The organism is Aeromonas sp. R2-1 (assembly GCF_040908425.1).
Taxonomy (GTDB): domain Bacteria; phylum Pseudomonadota; class Gammaproteobacteria; order Enterobacterales; family Aeromonadaceae; genus Aeromonas; species Aeromonas caviae.
The window spans coordinates 61,583-74,159 of the sequence record NZ_JBFODR010000030.1; the positions used below are offsets into that span (position 1 = coordinate 61,583).

A 12,577-nucleotide genomic window follows, 5' to 3' on the forward strand; every position below is an offset into this window, starting at 1 on the left:
GATATTTCTCTCGGAAATAGGTTCACCATAACAGCTTGTGGTCAGCCCTCACAACGCCTGGGTAAGAGGGGGGCGCGGTAGCTCATCGACACCTTGGGCAGCTGGGGTTTGTCCTTGAGCCAGGAGGCCAGCTCCTCCCCACAGCCATTGCCGGGGGGAATGGGAGCCTGGGGCTGGCAGTCCGGACTGTTTGCCGGGCAGCGCAGGCGCACGTGAAAGTGGCTGAAGTGGCCGACCCAGGGGCGCAGCTTGCCGACCCAGGCTTCACCGGGTGCCTGTTTGCACACCTCGGCTTTGATGACGGGGTTGACGAAGATACGCGCCACCTCGGGGCGATCAGCCGCAAGGCGCAGCAGATTGAGCTGCCTTGGGCCGAATCGGCCGGGCAGCATCCGGTAGCTGGGTTCGTCGATCAGCGCCCACTCCCTGGGGGCATCCTGCTCCCAGCGGCTGATGGGTCTGTCAGCCATCCTGAACCAGATGTCGGCATCCAGGCCGGTCTGGTGGCTGCGATGACCTGAGGTAAAGGGCCCCCCATGCATCATGGCGAGGTCGGCGATATAGAGATCCGGCATGCCGGCCAGTCTGGTCTGGTTGGCCAGATGCTGCAGGTAATGGATGAGGTCGGGGTGACCGTAATAGCGCAGCCGTTTGGTGCGGATCACCTGATAACCAGGACCTTCGAGGGGCAGGGCCACGGCATTTTTCAGGCAGCCGGCGGAGTAGCCGCCGATGGCCTCGGCATAGAGTGTGCTCGCGGACAAGAGCAGGGCGGTGGCGAACATGGGACTCCCGGGATGGCGCCCAGTGCGGGCTCAGACAGCCCCAAGCATACCAAGAGTGGCGGCTGGCCGTCATCCGTGTCGCGGTGGCGGTTGCATCGCGGCGCGTCGCTCGCGCACAATGCGCGGCAACGCAGCGACGGCAAGGCCGTTCGCATCACAGAAGGAGAAGAGAAGATGAGAGTCAGTGAGCTGGCAGCGCAAGAGAACGTGCGCTGGCTGATGCCCCCGGCCCGGCGGTTTTACGGGGTGATGATCTGCCTGTTGCTGGCGAGTCTCGCCACTGTGGTGGCCGCCCTCTGGCTGGGATATCCCGACATGGGCCTGCTGCCCTGGGTCGGGGTGGTCTTTGGCGGTATCGTGCTGGTGATGATGGTGTTGCCGCGCAACTGGCAGCGCTGGCGTCTGGCGGAGCTTGCCTGGGATGAACGCCATCTCTATCTGCTCAATGGTGGCGAAGACCGGGCCTTGGCGCTGCCCAGAGCTGTGCTGGTGGGCTTGGAGCGGGATCGCAAGGTGGGACACGATGGCCAGTGGCTCGATTTCAGCCTGGATCTCGGGCTGGATGAGGTGACCCTGGCGACGGCCACCAGCCTGCTCGGGTTGTCCCGGGAAGGGACTCACGAAGTGGCCCCCGGGGTCTATCGATTCGGGTTCAAACGTGCCTGGCATGGGCGTCGTGCCCTCGGCACATTACTGGCCGAGCTGCACCCGCTCTGACTATTTTCTCGACAATTCATCCCAATGCTCAGATACTGCCTCTGATTCGATTTGATCTTTCCTGCTCCGATAGCCCAAGAGATCAAGGACTTGGGATACGAAGCTGGAAGTGCCATGGCATGATGCCGTGGCTGGTCCGGCAGGGGGGTTGTGCCCTTACTCCCAGGTCGGTGGATGCATAGATAAGGCACCTTGAATCGAGAGTGGATGGCATGAAGATTTACGTAGGTAATCTGTCGTACCGGATGACGGCCGACGAACTGACAACCGTGTTCAGCCAATTTGGGCAGGTAGACAAGGTCGATATCATCATCGACCGCGATACCGGTCAGTCCAAGGGGTTTGGTTTCATTGAAATGCCGGTCAATGGCGAGGCCGAGAAGGCCATCGCCGAGTTGCACGGCACCGAGGTCGGCGGCCGCACCATCACGGTCAATCAGGCCAAACCGAAGACGGATGCACCCCGTGGTCGCCCCCAGCGCCATCGTTGAATCGTCTCGATAACGGAAAACGGCATGGAATCCTCCATGCCGTTTTTGTTTTCAGGGTCTGGTGCAGACTCAGGGAACGTCATAACCCAGAGCGGCCTTGCGGATGCGGAACCACTGCTGGCGAGTGAGCTCAATGGACTCGGCTGCCACGGCGGCGGCGATCCGCTCCCGTTTGCCGGAGCCGATGAGGGGCAGCGGCTGACTCGGCAGCATCATCACCCAGGCGTAGACCACCTGCTCCAGACAGTCGGCGCCCACCTCCTGGCGGATCTGCTCGAGTTCCGACCGCAGCGGGGCATAGTCGGGGGCATGGAACAGCCGCCCGCCGCCAAGGCAGGACCAGGCCATGGGCTTGATGCGCAGTTGCTGGCATTGATCCAGGGCACCATCCAGCGTCCCCTCCTGATGGAGCGGGGAGATCTCCAGCTGGTTGGTGACCAGGGGGAAGGGCAGGCGGGATTGCAGCAGGGCGAACTGATGGGGCGTGAAGTTGGAGACCCCGGCGTGCTTGATCTTGCCTGCCTGCTTGAGGGTGATGAAGGCGTCGGCCACCTCGTCGGCGTTCATCAAGGGGTCGGGGCGATGGATCAGCAACAGATCCAGATGATCGGTGCCGAGCTTTTGCAAGGAGGCTTCGGCACTGGCGACGATGTGTCCCTTGCCGGTGTTGTAGTGATTTAGGGCGTGGGCCGGATTGGCGGTGAGGGCGATGCCGCACTTGCTGACGATCTCCATGCGATCGCGCAGGGAGGGCTCCAGGCGCAGGGCATGGCCGAAGGCCTCCTCACACTGGTAGCCACCGTAGATGTCGGCGTGATCGATGGTGGTGACCCCGAGATCAAGGTGATATTTCATCAGGTCCAGCAGGGCGGCGGGGGAGAGCTGCCACTCCATCAGGCGCCAGTAGCCCATGATGAGGCGGGAAAAGGTGGGGCCTTGCTCATGCAGGGCCAGACGGGATACGGACATGGTGACTCCTCTGGAGATAACAATGCGAAAAGAAAGGGGCAAAATCATGTGCCAGCATCTTGGTCTCTTCCGGCGGACAAGGCAATAATGCCCCCTTCGCGAATTCGAACTATGGTTCTGACTCCGACGGGTCAAGATCCCGGTGTCAGTGAGAGGAGAAGGGGTGATGGAAGGATTTGCCGCCAGGCTGCAAAGCCTGATCGGGGAGGGGAGTGTGAGCGCCTTTGCCCGCAAGGTGGGGTTGAGTGAAGCCCTGATCCGCAAGTATCTGAAAGGGGCCGAGCCCGGCCTTGGCAAGGCGAACCAGATTGCCATGGGGGCCAACTGCTCGCTGGAGTGGCTCGCCACCGGTTGCGGGTATCTCTATCGTCAGGCCGAGGTGGTGGACAGGGACGCGCTGGCGGCGGCGGGGTCGCTGGTGCAGGAGACCCGTCCGGGAAAGCCCATGCCGGACGAGGAGCAACTGGTGACCCTGCTCGCCTATTACCAGTTCCTGCGCAGCCACAAGCAGGCGGACGGTTTTCTGGACCTGGCCCGGGCGCGGGAGTTTGGGCGCCATCTGGCCGAGGCCTGAGCCTGACGGGTACTCCCGGCAGTCCGCCATTCTTCTGATACCCTCTAAGCAGTGATCAAATCCAAGGACACGCAGATGAGCTATCTGATCCTGGGCAGTGGCGGGTTGGGCAGTGCGCTGGCACGGGAGCTGGCCAGACGGGGCGAAGAGTGGTTGCTGGCGGGCAGGCAACTGCCCAGGGGGCTGGATCCCGCCTGCTACTTTCCGCTGCAGGAAGTGGACTCGCTCTCTTTTGAGGCCCTCTTCACCCTCTATGACAGCACCACCCTGCCGACGGTGGTGATCAACACCATAGGCCTGCTCCATGATCTTGCCCACATGCCGGAGCGGCGGGTGGAGGAGGTGACCCCCCAATGGCTCGAAGAGAGTCTGCTGGCCAATGCCTGGCCCCACCTGGCCCTTGGTGCCAACCTCAGCCGGCGCATGATGCCCCAGAGCACGCTCTGGCTCTGCACCCTCTCGGATCGGGCGGGAAGCCTGGAGGAGGGGGGCCAGGAGGCCATGTGCCATTACAGCTACCGCATGAGCAAGGCCGCCCTCAACATGGGATCCCGGATCCTGGCGGGTGAGTGGGCCGGACGTTTTCCCGGCGCCGGTGTCATCACCGTGCATCCCGGCCTCATGAATACCCCCATGCAGCAACCTTTTCTTCAGGAGATGGATCCCGCCCTGCTGCAGGACCCCGCCGAGGTCGCCGTCCGCCTGCTGGATCTGATGGCCACACTGACGCCCGCGCACTCGGGCCGTTTCGTGGATCTGCAGGGTCAGTCGCTGCCCTGGTGAGCCGCCGGGCTCACATTCCCGCTTGCCGTTTCTTGCCAGCCGGGTGTCGGCTGGTTAATGTCATCGTCCTGCATCAGGAGGATGACATGCGCTATATCGATTTACGAAGTGATACCGTGACCCAGCCCACGGAAGCCATGCGCCAGAGCATGCTGCATGCCGAGGTGGGAGACGATGTCTATGGGGAAGATCCCAGCATCAATGCGCTGGAGCGCCGCGGCGCCGAACTGCTTGGCAAGGAGGCGGCCCTGTTCGTGCCCTCCGGCACCATGTCCAACCTGCTGGCCATGATGAGTCACTGCCAGCGTGGGGAAGGGGCCGTGCTGGGGGCGGCCTCCCACATCTATCGCTACGAGGCCCAGGGCTCTGCCGTGCTGGGCTCGGTGGCCCTGCAATCCGTCCCCATGCAGGCGGACGGCACCCTGGCCATCGAGGATGTGCGGGGGGCCATCGCTCCCGATGATCCCCATTTCGTCCAGACGCGCCTCGTCTGCCTGGAAAATACCCATAACGGCAAGGTGCTGCCATTGACCTACCTGCGCGCCATGCGCGAATTCGTCGACGAGAAGGGGCTGAAGCTTCACCTGGACGGGGCTCGCCTCTTCAATGCGGTGGTGGCGAGCGGGGAACCGGTGGCCGCCATCGCGGCGCCTTTTGACAGCATCTCCGTCTGCCTCTCCAAGGGACTGGGGGCGCCGGTGGGTTCCCTGCTGGTGGGATCGGCTGTGTTCATCGCCCGCGCCCGACGGCTGCGCAAGATGCTGGGGGGCGGCATGCGCCAGGGAGGGATCCTGGCCCAGGCCGCCCTGTTCGCGCTGGATCAGCACGTTGCCCGGCTGGCGGATGATCATCGCCGCGCCAGGCGTCTGGCAGAGGGGCTGGCCGCGTTGCCAGGCATCGTACTCAACTTGGGGGAGGTGCAGACCAACATGGTATTCCTGCGCCTGACCCAGGGGGATCCCGTCACCTTGCTGGGTTTCATGAAGGAGCGCGGTATTCTCTTCTCCGGCTACGGGGAACTCAGGCTGGTGACCCACCTGCAGATCACCGACGATGACATCGACGAGGTGATCGACGCCTTCACCGAGTATCTGAGTGGCTGACGCCATTCCCCATCGCAACAACAAGGGCGCCATCGGGCGCCCTTGTTGTCATGGCAGGGTCGGTCATCCCTGGCGCTGGCCGGTGATCAGCATGGCCTCGTCGGTGGCGTCATAGATCATGATGGCCAGGTGGGTGACCTCTCCGGCGAAGTCGGCCAGCGGCACCAGGGTCAGGTTCTGGTACATGTAGGGGGCTGATCCCGTGATGGGGCGGTAGTTGGAGAAGCGCAACAGGTAGGGGCGCTGCTCCCAGGTGCTGAAGGCACGGTTGTTGAGCTTGAACACCATGTTGGCCTTGCGCTCGAACCAGGCCTTGTCCACATCGGGGAAGAGCGAGAACAGCCCTTGATCGCGCACTTCGCCTGCCAGCCGGCCGCTGTGACTCTCCATGAAGCCGTTCCACACCTGGATCCGGTACTCCCTGTCGAGCACGACCAGCCCCACGTCCAGATTCTGGACGATGTTCATCAGCCAATGAAATTCCCGAATGTCCATGGTCACTCCTGGTGGTTGCTGCCGCGGGGCGGTCAGAGCATGTGCATGATCTTGTTGTTCATGGTGGCGATGGAATCTTCGGTAAACAGCAGCAAGAGATCGCACTGCACCGCATAGCCCTGCACCCGATAGTTGATCTCGATGGCCAGAGTGCGGCGCCAGCGGCTCTGGTTGGTCCGAATGAGATCCTGAATGGGCCTGTGCTGGCCCAGCACCACGGGGTGACCCTGGCTAAAAGGGGTGTCGAGTTGGTTGGCGTAGCCGCGCAGGAAGGCACCGATCAGCACGTTGGCGGTGTCCATCAGCAGTTCCAGTTCGGCGCCGTGATCCAGCTCCCCCTGATGATTCATCAGGCGGGCCAGGTCCTGGAAGCTGGCATCGTGGAACAGCAGCAGGGCCTCCCCGGCGATCCCGGCCCCGATGAAGCCCTGGCAGACCGCAGAGAGCGTCTCCGACTCGGCGGCGGCCGAGAGCGCCATGTGCAGCTCGGAGACCTCCAGCACGTTGACGTTGGGGATGGGGAGCAGCACGAAGGCGCCGAGCAGGCGGGCCAGCAGATCCGCCCCCTGGCCCATGGCGACGTTGGCCAGCTCCTGATAGACATCCCGCAGCTCGGGGGTGAACTGGATGCTGCTCTGGGCAGCCTGGTGGCTGGCGACGGGCTGGGGCTGGATGGCCGTCACCTGGGTGGCCGATTGCCACAGACCGTGGCGCTTGAGCAGGGCAAGGAGGGTGTCCGGGGAGGCCGGCTTCTTGATGAAATCGAGGGCGCCAAGGGCCATGACACGCTCATGGGCTTCCGGCTGGATGTCGCCGGAAACCACGATCACCTTGCTGCGCACCCCTTCTCGCTTGAGGGTCTCGAGAACCCCATATCCGTCCATCTCCGGCATGGTGAGATCGAGAAAGATCAGGTCCCCGTGCCCCATCAGGATCTGCTCGACCCCTTCCAGCCCGTCCGCGGCCTGGTGCAAGGTGACATCCCAATCGGCGGGCAGGGCGCGCACCAGCTGTTTGCGCGCGAACCCGGAGTCATCACATATCAATACATTCATAGTGTTAGCCGACCAGTGCAACGAGGATTGCGCTAAGTGTGGGTCATCAGCCGTCAGATGCAACGGGCAGCGGCTGCGCCGGTGAAAATTGATCGTTCTGCTGACGGGTACGATAGCGCTCGGAGTGCTTCTCGACGAAATCGGCGAACATCTTAACACGCAACGGGGTGAACCGGGGCTGGCAATGGAGCATGTAGAAGGGACGTTTTCCCGACTGCCAGTCCGGCAGGACGGGGACGAGCTGACCATCTTGCAGGAAGGGGTGCACATAGTGCTGCGGGGCGTTGACGATGCCGAGGTGGCGCTGGGCTGCTCGCACGGCGGCCTGGGTCTGGTCGATGCAAAGGCGGGGTGTGCGCTTGATGCAGACCGTCTGTTCGTCCCGCCCGCTCAGTTGCCAGTGCTGGTGGGGCCAGCAGTAGATGAGATCGTGCTCTTCCAGCTGGGTCGGGTGGGAGGGCACCCCCATCTTCTCCAGATAGAGGGGGGAGGCGAACAGACCGTACTGGATGTGGCCCAGGCAGAGGGCGTTGGGTAGGGTCTGGGGAAGCTCGCCGTTGAAAAAGACCAGGTCCCTGTCCTGATCCGCCTGGAGGGCATGATCGTTGGACTGGCGGATGTCGAACTGTACCCCGGGATAGCGCAGGCCGAAGTCCGCCAGCATGTCGACCAGGATGGTGTTGGAGAGGGCGATGGGGGCCGCGAGGCGGATGAGGCCGCTGATGTCCGTCTCCTCACCCCGGATTTCGCCGGTGGCCTGCTCTATTTCCGCAAGGGGGGTACAGAGGCGCTCGTAATAGCGCAGCCCTTCGTCGGTGAGACGCAGCTTGCGGGTGGATCTGTGCAGCAGGCTGCATCCGAGCTGCTCTTCCAGTTGGGAGATACGTCGACTAATGGTGCCGGTCGGCATGCCCAGCGCAGCGGCGGCGTGGGAGAAACCGCCCTCTTGCACCACCTTGACGAACAGATAGAACTCTTCGATGTACTTCATAGCGGTTTTAGGGGGTGTTCTGGCTGTAACAAGCCAGTGACCTTATGAAGAGTCACCGGGCTTGGCAAGCGCAATCCGGCGTTTAATTGATCTGGATTAGATTCGACTCGCGCTGGTATTGCTGGAGCAGATGGACGAAATCTTCCGGGGATCTGTCCAGGCTGTTGTCGGGCACCAGCAGATCGTACCCCAGCAAATCACGCAGCCGTGCCATGCGGTTGCCGAGCATGGCGATCACCCCCTCATAGCGCTGGCCGGAGGGTGAGCAGAAGCGGCTCTCCTCCAGCAGTCCCTCTCCCAGGAGCCCACTGCCGCACCCTCCGGTCGGGCAGTCGGAGCGCTCGCTTCGCATGGCCTGCATCAGCACGGCGCGCTGCTCGGTCAGCAGACGGACGGCGAGCCGGGGTGTGATCAGCGTCAAAAAAGCGTCGTAATCCTTTATTTTCAAACCGATGTAGGGCAGCTCCACCAGATCCCACCCCAAATGGATACGTGGTTGGTCAATTCGCTGAATATTTCTCCATTTCAGGATCCAGCCGCCGTACTTGTGATGGTATTGCAGGCAGTCCTGACACAAAGAGAGACTAAAATGAGGCTCACCCAGTTTCCAAACCCCGACAAGAATTGTCATCAGGCCCGCGAGGAGGAGGGAAATGGCGGGGATTAGTAGTTGTTCACGAAGAAAAAAAAGTATAAAAATCATAGCAATGGTTATCACCATGCCCAACAATACCAGTGTGAGTCCATTTCTTCGTACCATGGGGATCACATGTAGCGTTTTCATATGATTTCGGCCTTTTTTCATCCGTTTGTTATCCGATTATGGGCCGGAACGGATTTTGTACCAGCGCGAATGCTCCTGTCAGGGGGCGCAACCGACTGGTTCGACCATGAGCTTTCAGCATGAATCATCACTCAACATGAATACGCTAGACGAACGCCTGCTCACCGTGATGGATGTCCTCCACACGCCTGTCTGGGTCTATGACATCCAGCGTCATCATATTTACTGGGCCAACGATGCTGCCCTCGGGCTCTGGGAGGCGAGCTCCCTGGCCGAGCTGAAGTCCCGGGATTTCTCCGCCGACATGGCCGCCGCCATCGATCTGCTGCTGCAGCGCTATCTCGGCGATTTCCAGCAGGAGCGCAGTTACAACGAGTGGTGGACCCTCTCGCCCAAGGGGGTCAAGAAGCAGGTCTATTTGCGTCTTTCCGGGATCCAGCTTGCCGGACGGCAGATGATGATGGCGGAAGCGGTCATCGATGCCGACACCCTCTATCAGGAGTCCTCCCTCGCCACCGGCGACACCCTGGCCTGTCTCTTTGACAACGAGGGGCGCCTCGAGAGCGGCAACCATCACTTCGACATGTGCTTTGGCACCGGCATTCTGACGCTGCCACAGATCTTCTCCGGTGCGGACGAGGCCTTCTATCGTCGCCTCTCCCGTCTGGACGAAGTGGTGGCCGAAGGGGAGTGCCGCACCCAGAAGGGGATGCGCTGGTTCCAGTACCAGTTTCGCCATATCCAGCAGGGGGCACGGATCCTGCTGACCATGCGGGACATCACGGATCGCAAGCTCGAAGAGCTGGAGCATCGCCACCTGGCCTGGCACGACTCCCTCACCGGGTTGCTCAATCGCTACGGCCTGATGAAATCCCTGGAAGCCTATTGCGGCCTCGGGGGGCGCTTTGCCCTGGTGTTCATGGATCTGGACAACTTCAAGCTGGTCAATGACAACTACGGCCACAAGGCAGGGGATCGCCTGCTGGAGCGGGTCGCCGGACGGCTCAAGCAGATCTGCCCGCGGGACGTGGAGCTGGCGCGCCTTGGCGGGGACGAGTTCACCGCCCTGGTGCCCCTCAACCAGGCGAGCGATCGGGCCCAGGAGGTGGCGGATCTCATGCTCTCCCAGATGAGCAAGCCACTGCAGCTGAGCGGTGTCCCCGAGGTCACCATCGGCGGCAGCATCGGCATCGCCATCTACCCGGACGACGCGGATGATGGCGACAATCTCATCACCCGTGCCGACATGGCCATGTATCAGGCCAAGCAGATGGGGCGGCTTCGCTGGCAGCGCTTCACCCCCAGCATGCAGCAAAGCCTGCATCGCAAGCTGACCCTCAAGCAGTTTCTGGCCAAGGCCGTCGGTCGGGGGGAGCTCAGCCTGCGCTATCAGCCCCAGGTGGATGTGGCGCAAGGTCGGGTCATCGGTTTCGAGGCCCTGGTACGCTGGTACAATCCCGTGCTCGGCCATGTGTCGCCGGCGGAGTTCATTCCGCTGGCCGAAGAGATGGGGCTCATCCGGGAAATTGGAAGCTGGGTGCTCTCCACCGCATTGGCCCAGATGGGGGAGTGGCAGCGACAGGACGGGGTGAGGGTGCCGGTGTCGGTCAATCTCTCGGGCTTCCAGCTCTCTGCCAGTTTGCCGGAGCTGGTGGCCCAACTGCTCGAGGTATTCTCGGTGGAGGCGGCGCTGCTGACCCTGGAGCTGACCGAGACGGTGCTGATGCTGGACATGAAGGGGTGCATCGAGATCCTCGACGCCCTGAGCGAGCAGGGGATCAAGATCGCCATCGACGACTTCGGGACGGGCTACTCCTCCCTGGCCTACCTCAACCGGTTGCCGATCGACACCATCAAGCTGGACCGCTCCTTCGTGGTGGGGCTCAACCTGCCGGTGATCCGGGCGACGGTGGCCATGGCCACCAGTCTGGGGCTCGGGATCCTGGCGGAAGGGGTGGAGGAGGAGCACGAGCTCGCGGCCCTGCAGACCCAGGGTTGCCACGTCTTCCAGGGATTTCTGTTCAGCCGTCCCATGACCCCGGAAGAGGTGGCGGCAGCGGGGTTCGCAGTACAGTGCCGGCTGGGTCGCTATCCCCTCGCAAACCATTGAGCAAGTTGTCGATAAATGTGCGGCATCTCCCATTTATGAAGTGTGAGATGCCAAATTAAACATAATTAATCGAATTTTTGTCTCATATCATGGGATCCATTAGACGTTATCGCTAGTATGCGCGCTCATTCCTTGGTAATGGAGTATCACCATAATGAGTCAAGCTGCAGTGAACGAGCGTCCGGCCCCTCCCAACGGCTGGTTGAACCGCTTTCTGAACGGGGTGGAGAAGGCGGGCAACAAGCTGCCGGATCCCGCCATGCTCTTCCTCTATGCCTTGCTGATCGTCTGGGTCGGCTCCTGGATAGGCTCCCAGTTCTCCTTCGATCTGGTCAATCCCCGCACCGGAGAGGCCGTGGTCATCAACAACCTCTTGACCGGGGCAGGGCTGGCGGACTTTCTCGCCAGCATGGTCACCACGTTCACCGGGTTTGCTCCCCTTGGCATCGTGCTGGTGGCCATGCTGGGGGTCGGGGTGGCTGAACAGTCCGGTTTCATCAACACCGGGCTCAAGAAGCTGCTCAAGGTGACGCCGGCGCGCTTTCTGACCCCCATGCTGATCCTAGTGGCCATCGTCAGCCATACCGCCGCCGATGCGGGCTATGTGCTGGTGATCCCCATTGGCGGCATCATCTTCCATGCAGCGGGTCGCCACCCGCTGGCGGGGATTGCCGCAGCCTTTGCCGGGGTTTCCGGCGGGTTTGCCGCCAACTTCCTGCCCTCCGGCGGGGATGCGCTGCTTCAGGGTTTCACCCAGTCTGCAGCCCAGTTGTTCGACCCTGACTACATGGTCAACACCCTGTGCAATATCATCTTCACCGGCGCTTCTTCCTTGCTGATCATCTGCGTGGGCTGGTTTGTCACCGAGAAGATTGTCGAGCCGCGCCTCAAGCAGGTGCCTCTCAACGAGGATCTGGAGAGCGCCGACGAGATGGGTCGTTACAGCGCTCAGGAGAGCCGGGCCTTCAACTGGGCCGGGTTCGCCATGCTGGCGGCCGTGGTGCTGCTGGGGCTGGCGCTGGCCCCCGGCGACTCGCCGATGCGGGCACCGGACGGTTCCCTCACCACCTTCGCCGCGCCGGTGATGAAGTCCATCGTGCCCCTCATTTTCCTGCTCTTCATCTTGCCCGGGATCGTCTATGGCTTTGTCGCCGGCAGCTTCAAGAGCGGCAAGGATGTGATCGACGCCATGTCGGCCACCATGAACAAGATGGGCTCCTACATGGTGATGGCCTTCTTCTGCGCCCTCTTCATCAAGGCGTTCGGGGATTCCAACCTCGGTACCTTGCTGGCGCTCTCCGGTGCCGAGGTGCTTCACGCCCTGGCGCTGCCGGGAGAGGTGACCATCGTCGGCATCATACTGCTGACGGCCACCGTCAACCTAGTGGTGGGCTCGGCCTCCGCCAAGTGGGCCCTCATCAGCCCCATCCTGGTGCCCATGCTGATGGCGGTGGGGATCTCGCCCGAGCTGACTCAGGCCGCGTATCGGGTGGGGGATTCCGCCTCCAACATCATCACCCCGCTGATGGTCTTCTTCCCCCTGGTGGTGGTCTATTGCCAGCAGTATGTAAAGAGCACAGGCATCGGCACCCTGGTCTCCATGATGCTGCCTTATTCCCTGGCCTTCCTGGTGAGCTGGACGGGCTTCCTGCTGATCTACTGGGCGCTGGGGTTCCCGCTTGGGTTGCAGGCCCCCTATGTCTATCCTGCCCCTTGAGGG

The 12,577-nt window shown here is 62.2% G+C and carries 13 protein-coding genes; 7 read left to right on the plus strand and 6 right to left on the minus strand.

Going from position 1 to position 12,577, the window contains the following annotated elements:
• Window positions 1-41: 41 nt before the first annotated feature.
• Window positions 42-785 (minus strand): penicillin-insensitive murein endopeptidase, encoded by a 744-nt coding sequence (gene mepA, locus AB5Y80_RS10465; RefSeq protein WP_041215028.1) that lies wholly within the window; start codon window positions 783-785, stop codon window positions 42-44.
• A gap of 174 nt (window positions 786-959) precedes the next feature.
• Here mepA and AB5Y80_RS10470 point away from each other — a divergent pair, with 174 nt between their 5' ends.
• A complete protein-coding gene (locus tag AB5Y80_RS10470; RefSeq protein WP_161470304.1) occupies window positions 960-1,502 on the plus strand; it encodes a hypothetical protein in 543 nt (180 codons plus the stop codon).
• Between the two features lie 212 nt (window positions 1,503-1,714).
• On the plus strand, window positions 1,715-1,993 hold the full coding sequence (locus tag AB5Y80_RS10475) for an RNA-binding protein (RefSeq protein ID WP_029314670.1): 279 nt from the start codon (window positions 1,715-1,717) through the stop codon (window positions 1,991-1,993).
• Between the two features lie 69 nt (window positions 1,994-2,062).
• Here the strand turns inward: AB5Y80_RS10475 and AB5Y80_RS10480 are convergent, their stop codons facing one another.
• Entirely contained in the window at window positions 2,063-2,962 is a 900-nt protein-coding gene (locus AB5Y80_RS10480) for an aldo/keto reductase family oxidoreductase (RefSeq protein WP_134997461.1), read from the minus strand.
• Between the two features lie 166 nt (window positions 2,963-3,128).
• On the opposite strand from AB5Y80_RS10480, the gene AB5Y80_RS10485 reads away from it, so the two are divergent.
• The 3 genes from AB5Y80_RS10485 (at window position 3,129) to ltaE (ending at window position 5,422) form a co-directional block, all read left to right on the plus strand.
• Window positions 3,129-3,536: a transcriptional regulator gene (locus tag AB5Y80_RS10485; RefSeq protein WP_042016637.1), complete on the plus strand. Its 408-nt coding sequence runs from the start codon at window positions 3,129-3,131 to the stop codon at window positions 3,534-3,536.
• A 75-nt stretch (window positions 3,537-3,611) separates the two neighbouring features.
• On the plus strand, window positions 3,612-4,319 hold the full coding sequence (locus tag AB5Y80_RS10490) for a short-chain dehydrogenase (RefSeq protein ID WP_039038702.1): 708 nt from the start codon (window positions 3,612-3,614) through the stop codon (window positions 4,317-4,319).
• An 86-nt stretch (window positions 4,320-4,405) separates the two neighbouring features.
• On the plus strand, window positions 4,406-5,422 hold the full coding sequence (gene ltaE / locus AB5Y80_RS10495) for a low-specificity L-threonine aldolase (RefSeq protein ID WP_368172887.1): 1,017 nt from the start codon (window positions 4,406-4,408) through the stop codon (window positions 5,420-5,422).
• Between the two features lie 63 nt (window positions 5,423-5,485).
• On the opposite strand, the gene AB5Y80_RS10500 is transcribed toward ltaE, so the two are convergent.
• From AB5Y80_RS10500 to AB5Y80_RS10515, 4 genes are all read right to left on the minus strand, one after another.
• Window positions 5,486-5,917 (minus strand): PAS domain-containing protein, encoded by a 432-nt coding sequence (locus tag AB5Y80_RS10500; RefSeq protein ID WP_039038700.1) that lies wholly within the window; start codon window positions 5,915-5,917, stop codon window positions 5,486-5,488.
• A 32-nt stretch (window positions 5,918-5,949) separates the two neighbouring features.
• Window positions 5,950-6,972, minus strand: a complete 1,023-nt coding sequence (locus AB5Y80_RS10505; protein ID WP_042016635.1) for a response regulator — start codon at window positions 6,970-6,972, stop codon at window positions 5,950-5,952.
• A 46-nt stretch (window positions 6,973-7,018) separates the two neighbouring features.
• Window positions 7,019-7,963 carry a LysR family transcriptional regulator gene (locus AB5Y80_RS10510; RefSeq protein WP_039038698.1) on the minus strand — a complete coding sequence of 315 codons (945 nt, stop codon included), beginning with the start codon at window positions 7,961-7,963 and terminating at the stop codon, window positions 7,019-7,021.
• 82 nt (window positions 7,964-8,045) lie between these two features.
• Window positions 8,046-8,768: a DUF2982 domain-containing protein gene (locus AB5Y80_RS10515; RefSeq protein WP_275058586.1), complete on the minus strand. Its 723-nt coding sequence runs from the start codon at window positions 8,766-8,768 to the stop codon at window positions 8,046-8,048.
• Window positions 8,769-8,916: 148 nt separating this feature from the next.
• Here AB5Y80_RS10515 and AB5Y80_RS10520 point away from each other — a divergent pair, with 148 nt between their 5' ends.
• Both AB5Y80_RS10520 and AB5Y80_RS10525 read left to right on the plus strand, forming a co-directional pair.
• Entirely contained in the window at window positions 8,917-10,857 is a 1,941-nt protein-coding gene (locus AB5Y80_RS10520; protein ID WP_029314665.1) for a bifunctional diguanylate cyclase/phosphodiesterase, read from the plus strand.
• Window positions 10,858-11,011: 154 nt separating this feature from the next.
• Window positions 11,012-12,574, plus strand: a complete 1,563-nt coding sequence (locus tag AB5Y80_RS10525) for an AbgT family transporter (RefSeq protein WP_042880686.1) — start codon at window positions 11,012-11,014, stop codon at window positions 12,572-12,574.
• Window positions 12,575-12,577 lie beyond the last annotated feature (3 nt).